The sequence below is a fragment of the Prolixibacter sp. SD074 genome (genome assembly GCF_009617895.1).
GTDB lineage: Bacteria > Bacteroidota > Bacteroidia > Bacteroidales > Prolixibacteraceae > Prolixibacter.
Genome location: NZ_BLAW01000001.1, coordinates 858356 through 882473, shown reverse-complemented (window position 1 = coordinate 882473; position 24118 = coordinate 858356). Strand labels below are relative to the sequence as shown.

Annotated in this window: 24 protein-coding genes and 2 pseudogenes; 20 read left to right on the top strand and 6 right to left on the bottom strand. The window is 43.4% G+C overall.

Going from position 1 to position 24118, the window contains the following annotated elements:
* Window positions 1-114 precede the first annotated feature (114 nt).
* A complete protein-coding gene (locus tag GJU82_RS03815) occupies window positions 115-1128 on the top strand; it encodes an aldo/keto reductase (protein ID WP_153630937.1) in 1014 nt (337 codons plus the stop codon).
* A gap of 923 nt (window positions 1129-2051) precedes the next feature.
* Here the strand turns inward: GJU82_RS03815 and GJU82_RS03810 are convergent.
* Window positions 2052-2765: a DUF6261 family protein gene (locus GJU82_RS03810; RefSeq protein WP_153630936.1), complete on the bottom strand. Its 714-nt coding sequence runs from the start codon at window positions 2763-2765 to the stop codon at window positions 2052-2054.
* 369 nt (window positions 2766-3134) lie between these two features.
* Here GJU82_RS03810 and GJU82_RS03805 point away from each other — a divergent pair.
* The 5 genes and pseudogenes from GJU82_RS03805 to GJU82_RS03785 form a co-directional block, all read left to right on the top strand.
* Window positions 3135-4478: pseudogene (locus GJU82_RS03805) on the top strand (Eco57I restriction-modification methylase domain-containing protein); the annotation flags it as partial.
* A 5-nt stretch (window positions 4479-4483) separates the two neighbouring features.
* On the top strand, window positions 4484-6370 hold the full coding sequence (locus GJU82_RS03800; RefSeq protein ID WP_153630934.1) for an Eco57I restriction-modification methylase domain-containing protein: 1887 nt from the start codon (window positions 4484-4486) through the stop codon (window positions 6368-6370).
* Window positions 6371-6373: 3 nt separating this feature from the next.
* Window positions 6374-7123 (top strand): hypothetical protein, encoded by a 750-nt coding sequence (locus GJU82_RS03795; RefSeq protein WP_153630933.1) that lies wholly within the window; start codon window positions 6374-6376, stop codon window positions 7121-7123.
* A gap of 92 nt (window positions 7124-7215) precedes the next feature.
* Window positions 7216-7374 (top strand): hypothetical protein, encoded by a 159-nt coding sequence (locus GJU82_RS03790; RefSeq protein ID WP_153630932.1) that lies wholly within the window; start codon window positions 7216-7218, stop codon window positions 7372-7374.
* A gap of 141 nt (window positions 7375-7515) precedes the next feature.
* Entirely contained in the window at window positions 7516-8013 is a 498-nt protein-coding gene (locus GJU82_RS03785; RefSeq protein WP_153630931.1) for a hypothetical protein, read from the top strand.
* A 378-nt stretch (window positions 8014-8391) separates the two neighbouring features.
* On the opposite strand, the gene cyoD is transcribed toward GJU82_RS03785, so the two are convergent.
* The 4 genes from cyoD to cyoA are packed head-to-tail and all read right to left on the bottom strand — an operon-like array spanning window position 8392 to window position 12395.
* Window positions 8392-8715, bottom strand: a complete 324-nt coding sequence (gene cyoD / locus GJU82_RS03780) for a cytochrome o ubiquinol oxidase subunit IV (protein WP_153630930.1) — start codon at window positions 8713-8715, stop codon at window positions 8392-8394.
* Window positions 8716-8759: 44 nt separating this feature from the next.
* A complete protein-coding gene (gene cyoC, locus GJU82_RS03775; protein WP_153630929.1) occupies window positions 8760-9371 on the bottom strand; it encodes a cytochrome o ubiquinol oxidase subunit III in 612 nt (203 codons plus the stop codon).
* Between the two features lie 14 nt (window positions 9372-9385).
* A complete protein-coding gene (gene cyoB / locus GJU82_RS03770) occupies window positions 9386-11383 on the bottom strand; it encodes a cytochrome o ubiquinol oxidase subunit I (protein ID WP_153630928.1) in 1998 nt (665 codons plus the stop codon).
* A gap of 1 nt (window position 11384) precedes the next feature.
* Complete coding sequence (cyoA, locus tag GJU82_RS03765) at window positions 11385-12395, bottom strand: ubiquinol oxidase subunit II (protein WP_228488557.1); 1011 nt, start codon at window positions 12393-12395, stop codon at window positions 11385-11387.
* Window positions 12396-12918: 523 nt separating this feature from the next.
* Between cyoA and GJU82_RS03760 the strand changes: the two genes are divergently transcribed.
* Both GJU82_RS03760 and GJU82_RS03755 read left to right on the top strand, forming a co-directional pair.
* Entirely contained in the window at window positions 12919-13788 is an 870-nt protein-coding gene (locus GJU82_RS03760) for a protoheme IX farnesyltransferase (RefSeq protein ID WP_153630927.1), read from the top strand.
* A 239-nt stretch (window positions 13789-14027) separates the two neighbouring features.
* Window positions 14028-14501, top strand: coding sequence for a DsrE family protein (locus GJU82_RS03755; protein WP_153630926.1), 474 nt, complete (start codon window positions 14028-14030; stop codon window positions 14499-14501).
* A gap of 71 nt (window positions 14502-14572) precedes the next feature.
* Here GJU82_RS03755 and GJU82_RS17370 read toward each other — a convergent pair whose 3' ends face one another.
* A complete protein-coding gene (locus GJU82_RS17370; protein WP_228488556.1) occupies window positions 14573-15127 on the bottom strand; it encodes a helix-turn-helix transcriptional regulator in 555 nt (184 codons plus the stop codon).
* Between GJU82_RS17370 and GJU82_RS03745 the strand changes: the two genes are divergently transcribed.
* The 12 genes and pseudogenes from GJU82_RS03745 (at window position 15126) to GJU82_RS03685 (ending at window position 24108) form a co-directional block, all read left to right on the top strand.
* Complete coding sequence (locus tag GJU82_RS03745) at window positions 15126-15593, top strand: hypothetical protein (RefSeq protein WP_153630925.1); 468 nt, start codon at window positions 15126-15128, stop codon at window positions 15591-15593. The two genes, GJU82_RS17370 and GJU82_RS03745, sit on opposite strands and share 2 nt — an antisense overlap.
* Before the next feature lie 685 nt (window positions 15594-16278).
* Window positions 16279-17217, top strand: coding sequence for a cation diffusion facilitator family transporter (locus GJU82_RS03740; RefSeq protein ID WP_153630924.1), 939 nt, complete (start codon window positions 16279-16281; stop codon window positions 17215-17217).
* A gap of 694 nt (window positions 17218-17911) precedes the next feature.
* Window positions 17912-18184: pseudogene (locus tag GJU82_RS17880) on the top strand (type II toxin-antitoxin system RelE/ParE family toxin); the annotation flags it as partial.
* A complete protein-coding gene (locus tag GJU82_RS03725; RefSeq protein ID WP_153630923.1) occupies window positions 18168-18476 on the top strand; it encodes a helix-turn-helix domain-containing protein in 309 nt (102 codons plus the stop codon). The pseudogene GJU82_RS17880 and the gene GJU82_RS03725, both read left to right, overlap by 17 nt.
* 213 nt (window positions 18477-18689) lie before the next feature.
* The gene (locus GJU82_RS03720) at window positions 18690-19118 is read left to right on the top strand and encodes a hypothetical protein (protein ID WP_153630922.1); all 429 of its coding nucleotides are present in this window, start codon (window positions 18690-18692) and stop codon (window positions 19116-19118) included.
* A 1-nt stretch (window position 19119) separates the two neighbouring features.
* Window positions 19120-19875, top strand: a complete 756-nt coding sequence (locus tag GJU82_RS03715) for an ATPase domain-containing protein (protein WP_153630921.1) — start codon at window positions 19120-19122, stop codon at window positions 19873-19875.
* A gap of 84 nt (window positions 19876-19959) precedes the next feature.
* Complete coding sequence (locus tag GJU82_RS03710) at window positions 19960-21813, top strand: NAD(P)/FAD-dependent oxidoreductase (protein ID WP_153630920.1); 1854 nt, start codon at window positions 19960-19962, stop codon at window positions 21811-21813.
* Between the two features lie 27 nt (window positions 21814-21840).
* Complete coding sequence (locus tag GJU82_RS03705) at window positions 21841-22077, top strand: hypothetical protein (RefSeq protein WP_153630919.1); 237 nt, start codon at window positions 21841-21843, stop codon at window positions 22075-22077.
* Entirely contained in the window at window positions 22078-22467 is a 390-nt protein-coding gene (locus GJU82_RS03700; protein ID WP_153630918.1) for a VOC family protein, read from the top strand.
* A 50-nt stretch (window positions 22468-22517) separates the two neighbouring features.
* Window positions 22518-22967 (top strand): CGGC domain-containing protein, encoded by a 450-nt coding sequence (locus tag GJU82_RS03695; protein ID WP_153630917.1) that lies wholly within the window; start codon window positions 22518-22520, stop codon window positions 22965-22967.
* Window positions 22960-23169: a uracil-DNA glycosylase gene (locus tag GJU82_RS03690; protein WP_153630916.1), complete on the top strand. Its 210-nt coding sequence runs from the start codon at window positions 22960-22962 to the stop codon at window positions 23167-23169. The genes GJU82_RS03695 and GJU82_RS03690 overlap by 8 nt, the downstream gene beginning before the upstream one ends.
* Entirely contained in the window at window positions 23170-24108 is a 939-nt protein-coding gene (locus GJU82_RS03685) for a radical SAM protein (protein ID WP_153630915.1), read from the top strand.
* Window positions 24109-24118: the final 10 nt, after the last annotated feature.

Genomic DNA, 24118 nt, shown 5'->3' with positions numbered 1-24118 from the left:
AAACAATCCCTGCCCCATTCAACCTTTCAGCCCTTCCGGCGGTTTAGACCAGTAAACGACAACACAAAAAACAGCATTCCACGCTGAAAAAACAACTAACAAAAAACACGTATTATGAAGTACAACCTATTAGGAAATACCGGATTAAAAGTATCGGAACTGTGTCTGGGGACCATGACTTTTGGCGGACGCGGTATGTGGACGTCCATCGGGGCCCTGCCGCAGGAGCAGGTCAATGCCCTGGTGAAGCAGGCCGTTGACGGCGGCATTAACTTCATCGACACGGCCAACGTGTACAGCGAGGGCCTCAGCGAGCAGATGACCGGACAGGCCATCCGCGATTTGGGACTAAACCGTGATGAGCTGGTCGTTGCTACCAAGGTGCGCGGCGAGATGGGCGTAGGCCCTAACGATTCGGGTTTAACCCGTAAACATATCCTGCAGCAGGCCGACGAGAGCCTGAAACGGCTGAACTTGGATTACATCGACCTGTACCAGATCCACGGCTTCGATGCGCTGACACCGCTGGAGGAAACCCTCGGCGCACTCGATTCGCTGGTGAAAGCGGGCAAGGTTCGTTACATCGGGTGCAGCAACCTCGCTGCCTGGCAAATCATGAAAGCGCTGGGCATCTCGGCCCGCGAGCACCTCAGCAAGTTCGTTTCGCTGCAGGCCTATTATACCATTGCCGGACGCGACCTTGAGCGCGAGCTGGTGCCGCTCCTCCTCGACCAAAAACTCGGATTGATGGTCTGGAGTCCATTGGCCGGAGGTTTGCTCAGCGGTAAATATGGCCGCGACGTGGAATCGGGCGAAGGACGCCGTGCTAATTACGATTTTCCGCCGGTGAACAAGGACAAAGCTTTCGACATCATCGATGTGATGCGCAAAATAGCCACAGCCAAAGATGTCTCCGTGGCACAAATTGCCCTTGCCTGGCTGTTGCACCAAGAAGCCGTCACCACCGTGATTGTGGGAGCCAAGAAGCCGGAGCAGCTGGCCGACAACCTCAGCTCAGTAAAAGTACAGCTGTCCGACGACGAACTCGCCCAACTCGGTGAAGTTAGCAAGCTAACTCCCGAATACCCCGGTTGGATGCTCGACCGCCAGGGAGCCGACCGGAAATAACCCGTCGCTTCCGCGGAATAGCAATACCAAAACAATTCTATATATTTCATCCCCATCTGGTTCCGCCCGGATGGGGATTATTTTTGGTTTCAGGTTAAGCTTAGCTGTTCCTGTTGTTCGCTCAGGACCTTCGACCTTCGACAGTTACAGGTTGCGCTATCGCCTTCCCGTCTTCCCGCTTTCTCTCATTCAGTTTGCCCGTAGAACATATCGTGTTGTAAAAAACAAGTGCACCGGTCACCAGCTACTACGTAGGAGTTATGCAGGTAGAAGTTCCACGCAAAACCCGCAAAGATACCCGCAAAGAACCGCAAAAGGTTTTCTACTGATGGCGCGCACGGATGGATCTTGATAAATAAACACCGAGTTCCTGTTATTATAGCTGTTCCTGTTGTTCGCTCAAAACCTTCGACTTTTGACTTTTGACTTTTGACTTTTGACCTTCGACAGTTACAGGTTGGGCTGCGCTGTTCCTCTTGTTCGGAACCTGGATGGAGCATTTCTCATTGTCCACTTAAAAACTCCTCCTCCGGCCTGTCGGCCACCCCCTCCGGAGGAGGACACGTCGCGAACATTTATTGCATTGAATGAATTGGAAAAATCAGGATGGCTAAAAAATGGAGCAATAACGTTTATCTGGTTGAATAGTTGGCGCGCTGTCCCCCTTTGGAGGGGGAATTAAAGAGGGAGGATAATTACCAGTAAGTTTTCCACAAGACATTAAAATAGTTGAGGCAATTCAAAAACACCTCCTCAGCGGAGGACACGTCGCGAGCCATGTTACATAAAAGTCAGTGTACCGTGATAGAATGGTTATAAAAAAATCCGCCCCACCGGTGAGGCGAGGCGGACGGCTATACAATAGCCACTTATGGGAAAAACCAACGAAGTCGTAACCCGGGGTGTTGGCCCGAAGGCCTGTATTATGCAGCCGGTTCCGGCTTTTTGCGGCGTTTCTTCACCTCTTCGTTATTCTCGGCGATAATGGTCGATACCGCCCCCACAAAACCGCCGTACAGCGCTTCATCTATATTGAGCATAGCCCGGAGGTGCACCACCAGCTTATCGTTAATGGTCCGGACCATCCGTTTTTTAATGGAGGTCGCACTTTCCAGTTTCTCCTCCTTCCCTTTCTCGGTTTGGTACACCACCCTGAAGTTCTCAAAATCATCCTGTGCGGCCTGCAGTTGGGCAATCAGTTCGGCTGTACCGGCTACCGCCGTGATGGATACCTCCAGCGAAGCCTCGCCCAAATCGTCGAGCAGCGATTTCACCAGCGTGGTCTCAGTCGCATAGCTATCATTCACGATGGCCAGGCCATATTTATCGAACACAGGCATCAGGGTTTCCGCAGCCGAGCGGACAGCCGGGCCGGGATGGTTCGTCTGTCCAAGCAGGAAGTAATAAAGGGCGCGCAATTTATCATCGCGTACCTCATCCTTCTCCTCCAGCTGCGACTCCGTCTTCGAGCGGTCGATAGCCTTGGTAAGTAGGTTATTTTCAGCCGACAGCCCGGTGATGAGCCCGTCCAGATAACTGTCGGTAGTTAGGTTGGCGTTCTTGTACGCCTTGGTTATACGAGTCGTAGCCGCACCCACTTCGGTAGATCGGCTATTGGATCTTAATTTTTGTAGCATGGTTAGAAAAATTTTAATTCAACGTATGGAACGGTTAATTGAACCATTTCCGAAAATTTAATTAAGGTTACGACTGTCCGGATGTTTAACTGTGTACTAATTTATGATAAAATTCTCAGATCCAACCGATGTTCTTTGACATAAAAGAGCCAGGATACCACAATGATTTTAACCATACCCTTATGTACCACCGCCATTCGTACATGCAAAAACCACCACTTTCCGCCAGCGAAGTCATTAGCAAATGCTAAAACGGCCGCCTTTTGCATGGTGAAGCAATTAACAAATGCTTAAACGCTTATTTTAGTCCGGGGAAACAATTAGTAAATGGTTAAGCCTCCACTTTTTGTCCGGGGAAACAATTAGTAAATGGTTAAGCCTCCACTTTTTGCCAGCGAAGCGATTTACAACAACCTGGTAAAAAATAATCCGGAGACAGATAAACTCCTGCTTTTCAAAAAAACACAAAAACTACTCGATCGCTTTCTATTTATTTTTTTTGCCGAAGACCGGCTTTTGGTTCCGGCTAATTCTATTAGTCAGATTATTGAAAAATGGAAGGATGATGTTGCCTTTGGTGAATCCAAAAGGCTTTACGATATTTTCAGGCAATATTTTAATGTATTATATAAGGGTCGGCCTAAAAAAGGCAATCGGGAGGAAATTTTCGCATATAACGGCGGACTTTTTACTCCTGACGAGATACTCGACAATATTACCATCGACGATGATCTTCTTTACGAACACACCCTGCGGTTAAGTAGTTACGATTTCGAGACCGATGTAGATGTCAATATCCTCGGACATATTTTTGAACATTCGCTGGGCGAGATTGCGGCAATTGCCGCAATAGCGGGGCATGTCCCGTTGTCTGCCGACAGGCGGAAAAAAGACGGCATATTTTATACCCCGAAATACATTACCAAATACATTGTTGAAAATACGATTGGAAAACTTTGCGGGGAAAAACGGAAAGAACTGGGAATTGTTGATGAGGAATATGCCAAAGGAAGGAGAAACCGGAAAAAAGATATTGTACGTGCCCTCGACAAAAAACTGGAAGACTATCGCAACTGGCTCCTGTCGTTAACCATTCTCGACCCGGCCTGCGGTTCGGGCGCGTTTTTAAACCAGGCGCTGGAATTCCTGATAAACGAGCATCGTAAAGTTGACGAGTTGCGTGGGCAACTACTTGGCGGCGCCTTGGTTTTCCCGGATATTACAACCGACATTCTGGAGAAAAACATTTATGGCGTCGACCTGAACGAAGAATCGGTTGAAATTGCCAAGCTATCGCTTTGGTTACGAACCGCCCAAAAAGGGCGCAAACTAAACACACTCAGCAACAACATTAAATGTGGTAACTCACTGATTGACGACCCTAATATTGCCGGAGAAAAAGCCTTTAACTGGCAAAAAGAATTTCCGAATATTTTTCAGAAAAAGAAGAAAAAGGCCTGGCATATCACAACGGCTACGCATAACTCCCGCTACTCGCAGCGAATGTCCGACAATCTTGTCAAAACAGGCGAACCAGTTTGGCTATCAGAAAAGGAGGAAGAAATAGTAACGAAAACCATTGCGGAAATTGCGAATGAAGATAAACTGAATATTCTGGCCTACAATATTTGTGGCGACCATGCCCATATGTTGCTGGTTTGCGAAGAAGAAGAACTACCTAAAATCGTACAAAAAATAAAATCGGTATCGGCGAGGGCATGCAATATCGCCATGGGGCGCACAACGCCGGAGCATGCAGGGACATCGGAGCATGCTCCGATGCGGGGGTACATACTTCCTATCGGGAAACGTCGGAGCATGCTCCGACGCATGAAGCTGTCACTCTGTCCGGATCAGGGGAGCATGCTCCCCACAGAGGAAAAACACAATTTCACCTCTGGGCGAAAAAATTCAACCAAAAAGAAATCACATCGAACGACCAGTTCGATAACACGCTGGCCTACATACAAAATAACCGGGCGAAACATGGGCTGGGCGGCCAACCGGGGAGCATGCTCCCCTGCTCCACCCGCGAACACGCCTTCCGCCCCGAATACACCGGTGGCTTCGACGTGGTGATTGGAAATCCGCCATACGTACAGCTGCAGTCGATGGGAGAAATGAGTGAAAAGCTCAAAAGCTGTGGCTATGAGGCATTCGACAAAGGTGCTGACTTGTATTGCCTTTTCACCGAGCGCGGCTACAATTTATTAAAAGATGGTGGTAGGCAATCCTACATCATGCCCAATAAATGGATGTTGGTAGCTTATGGCAAACCCTTAAGGAAATTTTTATCGAAAACAGGCTTGCGGCAGCTACTCAATTTTGGTGACATTCAATTTTTTCAGGAAGCTACCACCTATGTTAGCATTTTTGTGACTCAAAAGGATAAAATCAAGGAAAAAGTACAAGTCTTATCATTGAATAGAAAGACCTATCAGGGTGATTTTCTCTCCGAAGTAAAAGCGAATATTTATGACTATCCTTCCTCCCGATTCGGTGAAAATGAATGGAGTATCCAACCGCACAGCGATTTCAGGATACTGGAGAGAATGAAACAAAATGGTTCCGAATTAAAGGAATTACCGATAAGTATTAATTATGGAATAAAAACGGGTTACAATGATGCTTTTTTTATTGATGAAGAAACGCGAAAGAGATTGATTAAAGAAGATGCTAAAAGCGCTGAAATTATTCATCCCATGGTGAGGGGACGCAATATTGCAGGATATGGAATCACTGATTTTGAATACCTAATTGGCACGTTTCCCTCCCTAAAATTGGATATCGAAGAATATCCTGCTATAAAACAACATTTACTTTCATTTGGTTACGACCGGTTAAAACAGACAGGAGATAGCGGGGCACGCAAGAAAACAAAAGGAGAATGGTTTGAAACCCAGGATAGCATTGGCTACCATGAAGAGTTTGCCAAACCCAAAATCATTTATCCCAACATGACTTCGGTATTTCCGTTCGTGCATGATGAAAGTGGATATCTAAGTAATGATAAAAGCTTTATTTTAACGGCACAGGACGAGTCTGTTTCGCTGCTGTATCTAACAGCGGTATTCAATTCATCGTTGGCAAAGCGTTGGATATGGTACAACTGCCCCGAACTACAGGGTGGGACCCGCGAAATACGGAAAGTTTATTTCGAACATTTCCCGGTACCAAAGGCTAATGAAGCACAAACCGCCCGGCTTGGAGAGTTAGCTTCTGAACGTACACGCTCAACCGAGCTTATACAAACAAGGGTAAGCGGATTCAATAAATACCTGAAATCGCAAACCGGTTCGGATAAACTGAGTCGAAAGCTCGAAAACTGGCACAAACTTGACTTTTCGGAATTCATCAAAGAACTCAATAAAGCAATCAAATCAGCCAACAAGGAGCGTCTCAACAACGGGTCACGACCCGTTGCTAAAGTACTCACCAAATCGGATGAAATGGAGTGGATGGAGTTGTTCGAAGGAAAAAAAGCGGAAGCCCAAATCCTGCAATCAGAGATCGAAAAAACAGACAAAGAAATCGGCCAGATGGTTTATCAGTTATATGGTTTAACAGATGAGGAAATCGCGATAGTAGAAACTTCAAACCATTAACCGATGGGACATGATGTTCACATAATAGGTCGTCACCAACTCGATACCAGTAGCATCGAGTCGTTAGCCCGCGATTTATCATCACGCTTCCATACCGGAGTTACTTTTGGTTATTACGACATATTCGACTTCGGACTGGAAGGTGACGATAGAACTCCCCCATTTCAATATGTGGCTTTGGGTAAAATAGAGCATCCCAACGCGGATAGATCGCTTTGGCTAACCGATGAGTTCTACTTGCTTCATATGCTCATAGAAAAGTATGGAAACCAGGTTTACGATTTGTCCTGGCTTAAGCAGCATGGATATGTGAAAAGTGAAATTGATGAAGCTATCAACAGTGTTTGTTTTGAGTTAAGAGATAACACCAACGATGTTGATTACGGAACCATTTACAACGATACGTTTCACGATTTTTATAACTACTATCACAACCGGTGGTGGAGTTTTTGCAAGGCATTTACCGAAAATAATGATGGAGTTTTCCTGGAATATGTAAACTCATTTAGAAAGAAGGTGAAGGCGTTTTTCGAAAAAATAGGAGGCTCGGAAGTTGTGTATTTAGACGATCAAGGCCCGACCCAACATTGGGTACACAGTAATAATAACTGGCACACGATACAATCCGGACTCAAAAAAGAATTCAAAGCGAGTACGCTTCATATCCCAAATTTCATGAAGCAAAAAAAACGTTTACCGTCCGGACAATATCCTCTGGCCTTTTATGACGATTTTTCCGATTTTCATGACTAACACCGTTTGAGAGTAGAAACGAACGTAACGCTTAACTTTTCCAAAGTCCGGAACCTTGGAAAAGTTTAAAGCCCCAAAAATGATACACCAACATGGAAGAATACGACGAATTTTATCAATCAGATTTCGAGAAGCTGGGTTTTGACATGATCCCGCTCAATTTAACAGAACCTGGCAGATGGTTAACCTACCAGAACTACATTTTTGATTACAAGGGCAACATCATTAAAATGATACGATTACTGGATTGATGATGTTACCAATCTTACAAGTTCGCCGTTCGACAACTGCGTTGCGATTGTTGTTAACGATCCAACACTGGAATACGTTCGATTACGAAGGAAACAAATTTCGTTTTACGCATCACCACGGGTTAGAACAATTCGACGAAAATGAGTGACAACTATTACATTATCGGCAAAGAAACATTAAACGAACTTCAGGTACTAAGAAGCTTTGTGGACTTTGTTGCCGGACAACCAGAAACTCCTCCTGAACAAAGAAAACTGGCCTCCGATATCAAATACAGTATCGAAAATTTCGATAAACCCGAAACATTTAAAGAGTGGGGTGTTTGCATTGATATTTACGACCCGGTTATTCAAAGCAAAAGCGATGGTGGAAAGGGCGGTATGTACTGGAAGAAATGGTGGTTATGGTTTGAATTGGGATTATTAGAGATCTGTATTGAAGAAGAATACGTCGATAAAGATGGTTACCTCGACGAAGAGCAGATTTTTTACGGTTACATCAATTTCAATAAAAATATTAAAGGGCCGCGAACCCTCGGAGATCATAACTATCAGAAATTCTTAGAGGATGCTTTCCAATTCAGGAATGATATAACTGATAGTTTAAACAATGTGGAAACCGAACTTAACCTCTGGTGATAATTGAATTTGATCCCGAAAAACTCCCCCTCCGGCCTCCAGGGGAGGACATGTTGCAAACTTTTGCACTTTGATTAGCCATCTAGTCCCCTGTTCTGATAAATCACGAATATTCGTACCTTTAACATCGTATTTTTCCGGACGTTGGAACATCGCTTCGGGAAGAACAGTTTCCGCCAGCTAACAAACCTTGACCGAAAAGGCAGGGCCCGCCCGCCCCGCCGAACCCGGATGAGCCCAAATCCAACTACCTACTCCCGGTGCGAGCCGGATCGTTACAGACAAACCAATAATCATTTGATTTCGAACAATAATCAATGGAAAGCAGCGGGAGGATACAAACGAGTTGCAACACTCCCGTTGGTCTTATCTGTTTTTTTACATCATCCGCGAGTTGAGCGTATACATTACCCAAAGCGTTCCGCCTACGAAGATAAATAACAACATTGCGGTAAACAGCAGGGCAATCACGTTCCAGCGCTGCGCCGACGATCGGTCGAGGTGCAGGAAGTAGTGCAAGTGTACCACCATCTGGGCGAAAGCAGCAATAAACAATCCCACAATGGTAGCCGTGCGGCTGAACGCACCGCTCATAGCCATTCCGAATGATACGATGGTAAGCAGCAAGGCCAGGACAAAACCTACGACATAGGCTTTCGTGGTAATCTTGGCTCCCATCTCCTCGTTATGTACTTGACTCATAGTATGTCTTTTTTAATTTTCTACAATTAAATTCGTCAAAGCCGTTACACAACGTGCAACAGGTAAACAAAGCTGAATACGCCAATCCAGACAATGTCGAGGAAGTGCCAGAAAAGGCTGAGGCGCATCATACGGGAACTGATACCTTCGGTGATACCCGATTTGGCAATCTGTCCAATCATGGTAGCAATCCAGATGATCCCGAAGGTAACGTGGGCACCGTGGGTTCCAACCAACGTGAAGAAGGCGGAAAGGAATCCACTGCGATCGGGGCTGGCTCCTTCACCAATCATCGAAACGAATTCGTGAATCTCCATCCCGATGAAGCCAAGGCCAAGCAAGGCGGTAACGATCAACCCGGTGATAACCCGTTGCTTTTTGTTGTTGTGCATGGCAATCATCGTAAAGCCGAAAGCCACACTACTCAGCAACAGGAACATGGTTTCGACAAACAGGTAAGGTATGTCGAACAAATCTTTTCCTGTGGGGCCACCGGCACTGTTAAAACCGATTACCGCATAGGTAGCGAAGAGCACAGAAAACAGAACCAGGTCGCTCATGAGGTAAATCCAGAACCCGAAGGTCCGAATCTCACCATGGTTGGGATGTTCCGCGTCTGCTGTATGTACCGCGTTTTGTGAAACGTTAGTATTCATTACTGTCTGATTTTTTAGTTATTCTTCTTTTCTTCCATGGCAGCGGCCAGTTGCCCGAAACGCTCGTCTTCGATCCGTTTCACTTCGGCAGCCGGAATAACGTATTCCTCACCGTCGTGTGATGAGCCGATAATCACGGTAGCAATTACCCCAATGATAGCCGCAATGGCCAACCACCAGATATACCAAACCATAGCAAATCCGAAGGCCAGTACAAAACCACCGATAATCGGTCCGCGGGCTACGTTTTTCGGCATGTGAATATCGTGGTATTCAGCCGGACGCTGATAAGCGGTACCATTCTCTTTCATGGCCCACCATTCGTCGAGTTCATCCACTTTCGGAATCACTGCGAAGTTATATACCGGCGGCGGTGAAGAACTCATCCACTCCAGTGTGCGTCCGTTTTCCCAGGAGTCACCGGTCAGGTCGACGTTTTTCTTACGGTCGCGAATACTGATATAAATCTGAATCAACTGCGACAGGATACCGGCACCGACAATCAGGGCGCCAACGGCAGCCACAATCAACCAGGGTTGCCACGCCATGTTATCGTAGTGTGCCATACGACGCGGCATTCCCATGAACCCGAGTACATACAACGGCATAAATGCAACAAAGAAACCGACGGCCCATCCCCAGAAGGCACGCTTGCCCCATTTCTCATCGAGATGGAAACCGAATACTTTCGGGAACCAGTAGGCCAATCCGGCAAAGTAGCCGAACAGCGCACCCGGAATCAGCATATTGTGGAAGTGGGCAATCAGGAACAGACTGTTGTGTACGACGAAGTCAGCCGGCGGAATCGCCATCAGTACTCCGGTCATTCCCCCAATCACGAAGAGTGTAAGGAAGCCCATGACCCAGTACATCGGTGTAGCAAACGTAATACGCCCCCGGTACATGGTAAAGAGCCAGTCGTACACTTTCACCCCGGTGGGTATCGCAATGGCCATCGTCGCAATTCCGAAGAAAATATTCACATTCGTATCGTTACCCATCGTGAAGAAGTGGTGTAACCATACAGTGAAAGAAAGAATCATAATGGCCGCAGTCGCCCAAACCAGCGATACGTAACCAAAGAGTTTTTTTCGTGAGAAAGTAGCCACCACTTCGGAGAAAATACCGAAGGACGGAAGAACCACAATGTATACTTCCGGGTGGCCCCACATCCAGAACAGGTTGTTCCACATCATCATGTTACCCCCCATATCGTTGGTGAAGAAGTGCATGCCCAGGTAACGGTCAAGCGTCAACAGTAACAATGCACCGGTAATCACCGGAAACGACAAAATCATTAATACGTTTGTGGTCAGGGTTGTCCAGGTGAACAACGGCATTTTCATCCATGTCATGCCCGGTGCGCGCATCTTCACAATGGTCACCAGGAAGTTCACCCCGCTAAGGAGCGACCCGACCCCCGCTATCTGGAAAGCCCACATCCAGTAGTCGACCCCCACTCCGGGATTATATGTTTTTTCGAAAAGAGGTGCAATTCCGAACCAGCCGGTATTGGAAAACTCACCCACACCGAGTGAAATCATAATCAAACCGGCACCGGCAGCCGTCAGCCAGAAACTAACCGAGTTCAGCACCGGAAAGGCCACATCCCGTGCACCAATCTGATGAGGAATCACCAGGTTCATCAAACCAATTACAAAAGGCATGGCCACGAAGACGATCATGATGGTACCATGCGAACCGAAAATCTGGTCGTAGTGATGCGGTGTCAGGTATCCCGGATCAGAACCAGCTGCCATGGCCTGCTGTCCACGCATCATAATCGCGTCAGCGAAACCGCGCAACATCATCACCAGCGCCAGGATGATGTACATCACACCAATACGCTTGTGATCGACACTGGTAAACCATTCGTGCCACAAGTACGGCCACTTTTTAAAGTAGGTTATTAAGCCGATAATTATCAGGGCTAAAAACGTAGAACTAACCACGGCCCCCATGATGATCGGATTGTTGTACGGTATATCCGATAAGGTCAACTTTCCAAACATATTATTTGTCCTCCATTGTTTTAGTATGTACGTGTCCCGAATCGGACTGCATAATCATTGGACCGTGCTCTTCCTGCATCTGTGTAGAATCCTGCATTCCGTGCATATGGTGTGTATCATTCATATCGTCCGTCATTTTCATTGCGTGGTCGGTACCCCCCATCCATCCCATGAACTGCATCATCACATGGTCGAACAGCTTGGGTGCAACCGATGAATAAGTTGTTACCGGGTAGTCGGTATTGGGTTGCGCGAATTTTTCGTAGGTAGCCATATTCAATACATCAGGCGATTGTTTGGCTTTTTCCACCCAATCTTCGAACTCTTCCTTTGAAGTGGCCACCGCATCGAAGTGCATGGTTGCATATCCTGTACCACTATACTCGATGTTTTGCCCAAGGTAGGTTCCTTCGTGATCGGCCTGCAGGTGCAATTTAGTCCGCATACCAGCCATCACGTAAATCTGACTTCCCAACTGCGGAATAAAGAACGAAGTCATCACCGAGGCTGATGTCAGACGAAAATTCACCGGTGTGTTGGCCGGGAAGACCAGGTGGTTAACCACCGCGATGTTGTAATCGGGGTAAATGAACAGCCAGTTCCAGTCGGTGGAAATGACTTCGACACGAACCGGTTTGACATCCGATACAATCGGTTTGTACGGATCCAGTTGGTGGGTTTTGACCCAGGTCAGATACGAAAGGGCCGCCACAATAGCAATAGGCACCAACCATACTACCAGCTCAATCTTGTGTGAGTGGGCCCAGTTAGGCTTGTAGGTTGCCTTTTTGTTGGAAGCCCGGTACCGCACCGAAAACCAAATGACCATAACAAAAACGGGAAGAACCACGATCAACATCAGGATGAATGCGATCTTGATCAGGAAAGCTTCCTCGCTACCGATTGATCCCTTCGAATCGAGCACTACCATATTGCTACAACTGCTCAGGAGAACCGTGGCCAGCAACAATACCACTCCCATTAAAGATTTGTAACGATTTTTTTTCATCATTGAGTTCCTCGCAACATTTATATGAGATTTAATCAATTTCATAGGACTTCTTCCATGTATCAACAAGCATTTTCTTCAATTTTGGGAGGGCAAAACAAAACGAATCAAGCCACTTAGCACCCAAACAAATAAAAATTGACGTTTTTCTTCAGTAGGAAACATAACTCACCCTTTTTCAAATATGGTTTGTTCCCGACCATCCACTCAAACACCTATCAACCAACTGTTAAAATATATGAACTTCTATTAAATGATTTTATCATGCTCTTGTTAAACTACTTACCGCCACTTTTATCCGTTCGTGCAAAACATGATTACAGTCATTCAACAATTTTAAATATGAAAAGTTAAATAACCTTCCATATTTTACAAAACAGTCGCAAATTTATTTTTATTTTGTCTAAATAATGCAACGGGGACAGAAAAGATTTCGTCATTTGCCCGAATTAAAAATTCTAAGAGCAATTTCGACGGGAGAACTTTTTGTCGCACAATTGGTTTTTATTGAAACATTGGTAAGAACATGAAACAACTGAAAGATTTCTTTAGCATACTGCTCGAACTGAACAAGACGCGGATTACGTTTGTGGTGGCGCTGACGACCCTGGCAGGTTATGTATTGGCCAACAAGCACATCGACTCGAATGTCGTCTTACCCATGCTTGGGATTTTTGTTCTGGCTTGTGGTTCGGCTGCCCTGAACCATTACCAGGATAGGGACAAAGATGCGTTGATGGAACGCACCCGGAACCGCCCGTTGCCATCCGGACGCATATCGGAACGGAATGTTTTACTGATATCCGCCATCGAAATTCTGGCCGGAACCTGGATTATTTACATTGGCAGTAACCTGGAAGCCGTCATACTCGGTTTTATGGCGTTCATTTGGTACAACGGTATATACACGCCCCTGAAACGGGTGACAGCATTTGCGGTTATCCCGGGAAGCGTAATTGGCGCCATCCCTCCCGCTGTAGGTTGGGTCGCCGGCGGTGGAGCATTGCTCGATATCCGGTTGTTGGTGCTCACCGTTTTCTTCTTCATTTCGCAGGTACCCCACTTCTGGCTACTCATGCTGAAATATGGTAAAGAATACGAAGTGGCCGGTTTTCCGTCCATCACTTCGGTACTGACACCCGAACAAATTAAGCGGGCCATCTTTATCTGGACGGTCGCTACCGCAATTATCGGGGCATTGATTGTCTTTTCGGGACTGGTCATTACCGCTTTCTTCAAGGTAATGGTCTTTTTCGCCGCCGCCTGGTTGATTGCCTTATTCTCGAAGCTTCTGCGAAAAGCTTACTTCGATTTCAATCCGTTCCGGTATTTTATGAGCATCAACTACTTTGTACTGGCACTCATCATCGCGATGATTATAGACCCATTGATATAATGACTTCCGGGAAACAGACACAAGACATTTTGTCGGGAAACAATCAGCCAACCAGTATCCCTGCAAATACATATTGGGTACATGGCTTTAACCCTGCCCAATAACTTATTACCATACCTTCCCATTTCATGGGTTTTTCGTATCTTGAGATCCTAAACCTGAAGCAGTAACCCCCACTCATTATTCAAACAACTAATAAAGCCGCAAGGCCAGATTTCGTTAACCAAATAACTAATACAATGAAAAACTTAGGATTCTTACTTTTAATTGGATTATTGTTCGTCTCTTGTAACCAAAAACCAAAAACAAGCAGTGTTTCCACCGAAGGGCAAAAAACGGTTGCCGAAGCCGTTGCCCCCAAAGATGGAGTATTTATTCACATCACCCAAGGCTATGACGACCCGCACCGGGTATTAATGCCACTAAAGATGGCCACCATGATGGCCACGGATAAAGACGTAGTTGTTTATATGGATATCCATGCAGTGGAACTGTTGGTGAAAAATGCCAAGGACATGACCTATACAGACTTTGAATCGTTCCACACCTATGTGAAGCAACTGGTCGACAAGGGTATTCCGGTGATGGCTTGTCCCACCTGTCTGAAAATCGCCGGCTACACACCGGATGATTTGATGGAAGGCGTTCAGGTAGCGCAGAAAGACAAGTTCTTCAATTTTACGAAAGGACGCATTGTGACACTGGATTATTGAAATCCGAATTGAACCAAATAGCCAAAAGCCACCCGCAACAGGATGCTCATCCATCCTACACGGGTGGCTTATTATTTCGCCCAATCAGACTCTTCCAATTCAAAAATCTCATTAACGCTTGTTTCGAAAACCTGTGCTATTTTTAATGCAAGCACCGATGATGGAACATATTTTCCAGACTCGATAGCATTAATGGTTTGCCGGCTGACAAAAACCAGCTTAGCCAAATCAGCTTGTGTGAGATTTTTTTTGGCCCGTTCTACTTTCAACAAATTTTTCACAACACATGCTTTAAAGGGGTAAGCGACCATAAACTTCCATTTCTTGTAGTAATTATAAATCACCACATATAAGAAGAGCTGGAATTGCAGAATATAAAATCCCCTCAGCTGCAATTCATCGCTGGTAAGGAATAAAACCGATGCTATCAGCCAGGTTAGGAGCAACGATTTCGCCAGGCTCATGTAGCGGAGGCGTTCAATAAACTCATCTTCCACTTTCTCTTTAGAAAACATATAGAGGAGAAAACCGGCAAAAGAAAAAGAGAGGCTCACCCAGGTCGCATTACAAATAATTGCAGGCACCATACATGGAAAAAGCTCCGATTCTTTATCTTTGGTTGCCATGAAGCAACTCTTCGATATATACAAGCTCACAGAGGAAGGAGCCAGGGAAATAGCGGCGTCGGGCAATGAACCTCATCAGCACGACTTTGAAGAGCTGCTGGTAGGTGTGGAAAGTGCCCTCGACCATTTTATCGATTATGAGTCCGTGGAAATCAATGCTCCGTTCATCAGCTTCGTCACCAGGGGAAAGGTGCACCGGGTAGTTCCAAAACTGAAGGACGGCAAGCGCCAGATTTGGGCCATCCGTTCCAGAATTAATTTCATTAAGAAAACAAGCTTTGGCGTTTACCACCAAATACTGAACGACAAAGGTGAAATAGCTGCCGAAGCACAGGATGTGATGGTAATGTTCGATTTCGAGGAAAACGGGAAGGCGATAGCGCAACCTGTAATTGTCAAAGGTCAAAGGTCAAAGGTCGAAGGTCGAAGGTCGAAGGTTTTGAGCGAACAACAGGAACAATCCTAACAACAGGAACTCGGTGTTTATCTATCAAGATCCATCCGTGCGCGCCATCAGTAGAAAACCTTTTGCGGTTCTTTGCGGGTATCTTTGCGGGTTTTGCGTGGAACTTCTACCTGCATAACCCCTACGTAGTAGCTGGTGACCGGTGCACTTGTTTTTTACAACACGATATGATTTAAAAGTCAAAAGTCAAAAGTCAAAAGTCAAAAGTCAAAGGTTGAAAGTCAAAAGTCAAAAGTCAAAGGTCAAAAGTCGAAGGTCGAAGGTCGAAGGTCGAAGGTCGAAGGTTTTGAGCGAACAACAGGAACAATCCTAACAACAGGAACTCGGTGTTTATCTATCAAGATCCATCCGTGCGCGCCATCAGTGGAAAACCTTTTGCGGTTCTTTGCGGGTTTTGCGTGGAACTTCTACCTGCATAACCCCTACGTAGTAGCTGGTGACCGGTGCGCTTGTTTTTTAGAACACGATATGATTTAAAAGTCAAAAGTCAAAAGTCAAAGGTTGAAAGTCAAAAGTCAAAGGTCAAAGGTCGAAGGTCGAAGGTTTTGAGCGAACAACAGGAACAATTATAACTGGCATATATAGAATTAATTCAAACACGTTTTAGTGGTATATATCTGAGAATTTGGCGTAATTTAACATCCATGCACCTTTAGCAGGAAACATAAAATTCGGAAGAGCATTCATGATTGAGAACGTTGATCGGTTAAAACAGGTAAACAAGGTGACACTGGTTGGATTTTTCACCAACTTGTTACTATCCGTTGGTAAAATAATGGCTGGAATAGTTGGGAAAAGTGGTGCTATGCTGGCCGACGGCATTCACTCGCTTTCCGATTTTGTCACCGACATCATTGTCCTGGTATTCATCCGGGCATCCAGCAAAGAGCGGGACGGTGACCATCATTACGGACATGGGAAATTTGAAACATTTGCCACCATGTTGATTAGTTTTGGATTAATGGTGGTAGGTGTCGGCATTTTCTGGACCGGATTACAAAAGGTCATCAGCGCCCTGAAAGGAGAAATCATTACCCAACCCGGAATCATTGCGCTGGTAGCCGCCCTGGTAGCCATTCTTCTTAAAGAGGGTTTGTATTGGTACACCATAAAGACCGGGAAAAGAATCAACAGTTCGGCGGTGATCGCCAATGCATGGCATCATCGCTCCGATGCTTTTTCCTCGGTTGGAACCGCCATCGGAATTTCCGGAGCAATTTTTCTGGGTGAGAAATGGCGGGTACTCGATCCCATTGCCAGTATCATCGTTAGTCTCTTTATTGTAAAAGTTGCCTGGGACCTGGCGAATCCAAGCGTGAAAGAGTTGCTCGAAAGTTCATTGCCCAAAAAACTAGAGGACGAAATTGCAGCCACCATCCAGGGAGTTTCGGGTGTAAAAGCTTATCACAATTTACGGACCCGAAAAATTGGGAATTACTTTGCTATTGAAGTACATGTAAAAGTGGACAAAGAACTTTCGGTGGAAGCGGCCCACATGATTGCCACCGAAGTAGAGCGGCAAATGCGGGACAAATACGGACGCCAAACACACATCGGCGTACACATCGAGCCCTATTATGATAGCGTACACGAAACCGTGTCTGCACCTCTGAACAATCATTAGTCCCAAGATGCGGGCCAATGGCTAAAGACACAAAAAAAGAAAGCCCCGCCTTCCTGCCCCGCTGTTCCCACATCGCTCAAAAGTTCCCGTTTTCCTGTCCTGTAAACGAATAAGTTTTCAACTTAAGTAAAAAAGCTCTTTTGTGCCAAACATTTTGACGAGTGGCCGATTTTTTATGGTGAACGGTCGGATCTGGCAGGTGAACGAAAATTATGACAACCGGAAAAGGGGTTTGGATGGGGAACCCGATGCCCGGTTTTGAGCAATTTTTCTACATTGAGGAACCGAAATAACTAACAAGATGAGAATCGATCACCAAATCGAACGAACAAGTAGCCATTGTCACCCTGAACCCGAAATGGATATGGGGCGCCCCTCCAAACAATACCAAAACATGAATCGAGTACAACAACAGAGATTTACACCCACGTGAGCACTAAATCTCTTGCAAAAATAAAAAGTCCGCTGGACATCTTTTTGAAGGGTAAAAACATAGATTAACAGACGATTGAAAAACAAAGCATATACAATATATAACGCACCTGCAGTATACAACTACGTTGTTGTGCTTCATACAAAAGAAATGAAAAGTTGTCTAATTGGACGACTTTTTGTATATTTGTTCTATGAATAAAAACGGGAACTATATTTCTTCAAAAATTACTTTGAGGATTTTTACGAAGACCAAACCGATAAGGTAAAAAAGAAAATTATTTGGACCTTAAAGGTCATTGAGGAAATTGACCGAATTCCCGAGAATTATTTAAAACATCTGAAAAACACGACTGGACTTTACGAAATTAGGGTTCAAGTAGGAAATAACATTTTTAGGATTTTTTGCTTTTTCGACTTGGACAATATCGTAGTTGTAGGTCACGGGTTTCAAAAGAAAACACAAAAAACACAAAAACAACAAATTGAGAGAGCAGAACAAATAAAAAAAGAATATTATGAAAGCAAAAAATAAAAACATGAAAAGCCTTGACCAGTTTGTCGATGAAAAAATCGGCAAAAGAGGAACTGAAAAACGTGAGGAATTTGAAACAGAATATGACGCTTTCAAACTTGGAGTATTAATTCAACAAGCCAGAGAGGATAAAGGTCTCACCCAAGAACAATTGGCTGAACTAGCAGGAACAAACAAATCCTACATTTCAAAATTGGAAAGAAATTTAAAAGACATCCGATTTTCGACATTACAAAGAATCATTAACGAAGGATTAGGTGGACATTTAGACATTTCCATCAAATTCGAATAAAAAAGTACGAAAGCATAACATTTTAGGAATTAAGGCACAGTTGGGCCCTGAAAAAAGGCAGTAGGTTTGCATACTTACTGCCTTTTTTTGGGTAACTGCGCTCAAAATGCACGCCCAATTGTGTTTTAATTCGTGTTTTGTATAAATTTCCTTTCGATAATTTATTTTTAAATAATTATCCGCTATTTGACCTAATTTTGTTATCTTTACATTATGAAGAAATTTAGAGATTACTATAAATTTTTTAGTAAAGAAGAAATTTGTATCCGGATTTTAAAGGAGATCAAGGAGCAACAAGGAATAATTTGTAAAAAATGCAAAAATAAAACACATTATTGGAAGAATGACAAAAAAAAATTTGAGTGTAAAGAATGTAATTACAGAACTTCATTAAAAAAAGGCACTATTATGGAGAACAGTAATTTACCGCTACAATATTGGCTGTCCGTTATTGCCTACCTGAGTGCAACAGGAGAAAATGTTTCGGCTCTAAAACTTCAAAAAGAACTTGGACACAAGCGCTATGAACCCATTTTACGAATGGTGAAAAAAATCAGAGGTATGCCCGAAACCGACATTATGAAACAAAAAATAGTAGAATACTTAAAAGGAATGCAACTACAAGAACTTAAGAATAATTAAAATGGAAACGTTAAAAACAAATATTGACTGGTTTAATAAAATTATCCCCGACGGATTGCCCGTAAAATCGACAACCATCATTACCGGGCCTGGAGGCTCAGGGAAGCCGCTTATCGGGGAATACTTTTTATCATCGTGGTTAAAAAGCGGGGGAAGTGCTGTTATCATTTCATTGCAATATCCTTCCCCTGAATTTGTGGCAAAAAGCGTAAAAAATATTACAGGAACAGACATGAATGACTTTGATGAAAACATTATTTTCATTCGTCTCAATACACAAATACAGGGCTATGAGCAAATAAACAAACAGCTTGTTGATGCCAACCTGGTAAAACCGGTAGTTTGGGAACAGGCTGTTGGTTTCGCTACAAAACAATTGCCCGATAATGGTCCGGGCATCATGGTTTTCGTCTCAGCTTTAAATCTTTTACTCTTTTCACCCACTTATGGAGCGCTTATTTTTAGTAAAATCAAAGAAACAATAAAACGTAATACTCATTTAACCTATATTATTTCAGTAAGCACATCGGCAAAAAAAGAAGAAATAGCACAGTTAGAGGAAATGGCTGACAATCTGATTTTATCTCGTAGCGAAAAAGAACCTTTCAGATTATACATAACTATCGAACGGCTAAAAGCCGGACACTTTAATCGCAACGAAATTCAAATCCCTGTTTCGGCTGATACATTGAACCACATTAAAGAAATGGCCAATCATAGCCGGGCACAAGTATTACCGGCTATATTGAAAACTTAAATGAGTCTGGTCTAAAAAAGGAGCTTTAATACTGGTTGTATGGGATCCTGTTAAATAGTAAATGTTTATTTTAAACCTGGCAATATGTTAAATTTAAAAAACAAATTCATATTTGCGCCTGTAAAAACAGGATATAGCGATAATACAGGTGTAGTTACCGAAAGGCATCTGGAGTTTTACAAAGCCAGAAGCGGGTTTATTGGAGCTTTAACACCCGAACCTCTTTATTTAGACAAAGGATTGAGAGAATTGCCAACTCAAATGGGTATTGACAGCGACGACAAAATTGAAGGATTAAAAAAACTGACCGATACCATTCATCAGTTTGACACAAAAGTCATTGCCCACCTGAATCATCCGGGCCGTATGACAAACCCCAAAATTCCGGGAAATTATTTCGTGTCGTCAACCGATATAGCCTGCGAAAATGGTGGTGCAAGTCCAAAGCAAATGGATGCAAATGATATTAAACAAGTTGTGAGTTTATTTGCCAATGCCGCCAAAAGAGCAGAAAAAGCAGGTTTTGATATTATCGAGTTACAATTCGGGCATGGCTATCTCGCAGCTCAGTTTATTTCTCCAAAGGTCAACAACAGAACTGATGATTACGGCGGAAGTTTTGAAAACAGGGTAAGGTTTCCTTTACAGATTTTAGATGCAGTAAAATCTGCTACCCATCTACCTGTAATTGTCAGAATAAGTGGTGATGAAATGATTCCTGACGGAATTAAGGTGGATGAAATGATTCAGTTTTCAAAAATATTAAAAGAAAAGTCAGTAGAGGCAATTCATGTATCGGCAGGAACGGCTTGCAGTACTCCACCCTGGTTTTTTCAACACATGTTTGTTCCTAAAGGTAAAACGTGGGAATTGGCCAATAAAATTAAAGAAGCAGCAGGTATTCCCGTAATTTACGTCGGTCAAATCAATGAGTTTAAAGATGTTGATAAAGTTCTAAATGAATTTAAGGCAGATTTCGTTGCCATAGGCCGCGCATTATTAGCAGACCCTGAATTTGCAGGCAAATATTTAGGTAAAGTAAAAGGTAATCTTCGTCCGTGCTTAGCATGTAGCGAAGGTTGTCTGGGCGGTGTAAGAAGTGGCAATGGCCTCGGATGTTCGGTAAATCCTGCTGTCGGACACGAAAAAGAAGTTATTGAAAAAGCATCTGTAAACAAGAATATTGTGATTGTCGGTGGCGGGCTTGCCGGCATGCAGGCCGCTATTTCACTTCACCAACGTGGTCATAAAGTAACCCTTTATGAAAAAGACAAACTTGGAGGACAGTTTCTGCTGGCTCCTTTGCCTCCACACAAAGACTCTCTGATAAAAATTGTGGATTATTTGAAAAAAGAAATTCAGGACAGAAATATAGAAATTGTTAAAAAGGGGGCAAGCATTGAAGATTTTTCAAATTTCGATGAAATAATAGTGGCAACAGGTTCAAAACCTGCTATACCTCCAATTGAAGGACTGAAAAAATACTATTGGGCTGAAGTGCTAGAAAACCACAATTTACCTGAAAATAAACGGGTTCTTGTAGTGGGTGGCGGATTGATAGGAACAGAGATAGCCGTTAAATTACTATCAAAAGGAAACAACGTTTTTCTCGTTGAAATGCTGAGCGAAATTGCCAGAGGAATGGAATTGCTTGAACAAAAATTTACTTTGAAAACACTTCAACACGAAAACGTAAATGTTTTTTTGAACACAAAAGTCCAAAAAATTTGTGATGATAAGGTTCAAATCGAAGGACCGGATTATAAGCAAACCATAGAAAATATTGATGTTATCGTATTGGCTACCGGAATGAAATCGTATAATCCGTTTAAAAATATAAAACAGGATAAACCCATTCACATTATTGGTGATGCCCTAAAACCCGGTAAAGCACAAGATGCAATTCATGGCGCTTATAAAACAGCAAAGAAAATTTAACACAAACAAACTTAAAACTATATTAAAATGTCTGAATTAGAAAGAAACAGCGGTTTTGGCCTGGGCCACGGACAAGGAACCGGCGGCGGCAGAGGAAGAAATAACGGCGGAGGATACAGTGTTGGAGGGTTTTGCATTTGCGCCAAATGTGGTGAAAAAATACCGCATCAACAGGGAGTAAAGTGTACTACACTAAAATGTCCGAAATGTGGCCATACAATGATTCGGGAAGAATTATTGAACGAAAAAAGGAATAAGGGATAGATGAAAATAAACCATGTCGCATTAAATATTAATTCTGTTGATGAGGTAATTGATTTTTACCAGAACATTCTTGGATTTCATATCGAATATCAATTTGAATTACCGACTACTTTAAGTCATACTATTTTCGGAATTGATAAAAGTTTACCTGCTTATTTGTGCAAAAACGACCAGGTAGCTTTTGAATTGTTTGTTTTACCTGAAAATATAAATAAAGGGCTTGCACATGTCTGTCTTGAAATGTCCAATAGAGATGAACTAATAACCCGGTGCATAAATAAAGGCTATAAAGTCAACAATATTCAAAGGGATAACAAGCCAAATCTTCTGTTTATTTGGGATAAATCAGGTAACTGCTTCGAGATTAAGGAAAAGAAATACCATGATTAAGTTTTTTCAACGAAATTTTTTTGCAAATATTCATACTTAAATAAATAAAAATGACAAAATCAAAGAAATTAGGAATCATTATTTGCGACCGCTATCGGAATTGCGCCGGCGGGAAATGCTTTCGTGCCATGAAAAACCATGAAGGGGCATTTAGCACGTATGATGATGACACCAACTTAGAACTGGCGGCTTATACTACATGTGGCGGCTGCCCGGGCGGAAACATTGAACATGCTCCCGAAGAAATGATTAAAAACGGGGTTGAAGTGATACATCTGGCCACCGGTTTGGTAGTAGGCTACCCACCATGTCCTTATACGACTTATTTTAAGCAGTTTATTGAAGAAAAATATAAAATTCCGGTGGTTGTAGGCACGCATCCCATCCCGCAAAAATATTGGTTAACCCATCAAAAGTTAAAAACATGGGAATCTGAAGAATGGCAGGAACTCATTGCACCTACTCTTTTTAATGAACAAACCAGACTATCATATGATTGATTATAAGCACAAAAAATGCAAATGGTTCCCGGTTTGTCCCATGAAATTTTATCGGGAACAAGGTAAAATAGATGAGTCATGGATACAACAGTATTGTTTTGGAAATTGGACAGCATGTGTCCGCTATCAAAAAGAAGAAGCGGGTATTTATCACCCGGACAACATGATGCCTGATGGGCACATTAATTCAAAACTAAAATAAATGTATAAATATCTCTTTGGCCCGGTACCTTCGCGAAGGTTGGGAATGTCGCTTGGGATTGATTTAATCCCTAAAAAAGTGTGCTCGCTAAATTGCGTGTATTGTGAAGTAGGGAAAACCACCAAACTAACGACCGATAGGCTTGAATACGTAAAATACGATAAAGTGATTGCTGAACTCAAAGATTTTATGAGCAACAATCCTACAATTGATTATATCACTTTTTCCGGTTCGGGCGAACCAACGCTTAACAGTCGGATTGGTGATGTGCTGAATTTTGTCAAAGATAATTATCCTGATGTAAAAACGGCTGTATTAACAAACGGGACACTGCTGTCTGACAAAAACCTGCGAAAAGAATTGCTAAAAGCAGATGTCATTTTACCTTCGTTAGATGCTGCCGGACAAGAAGCTTTTGAAAAAATAAATCGCCCTGCCCCCGAACTTTCACTACAAAACTACATACAGGGAATGATTGATTTTCGAAAAGAATACGAGGGTAAAATCTGGTTGGAAGTCCTGTTTTTAAAAGGTTACAATGATTCCAAAGACGAATTAATAAGGCTGAAAGAAGCCATTAAAAAAATAAAACCCGACAGTGTACAGCTCAATACCTTAGACCGTCCCGGAACCGTAGAAGGACTCATTCCTTTAACAAAAGAAGAATTGCAGCATATCATTGATTTTTGGGGATTTTCAAATGTTGAAATTATTGCAAGCGAGGTTGAGCGCACAACTATCGAATCTTATCGCAGCGATGTGGAATCGGCCATCCTGGAAACCATTGCCCGAAGGCCCTGCACGCTCGACGATTTACATCGCTTATTGGGTATTCACGTAAATGAAATCAATAAATACCTTGGCACGCTCGAAACCGAAGGAAAAATTATAACAAAAAGTCTCGAAAGGGGCGTTTTTTATGAACTGAAGCATAAATAGCGATAAACAA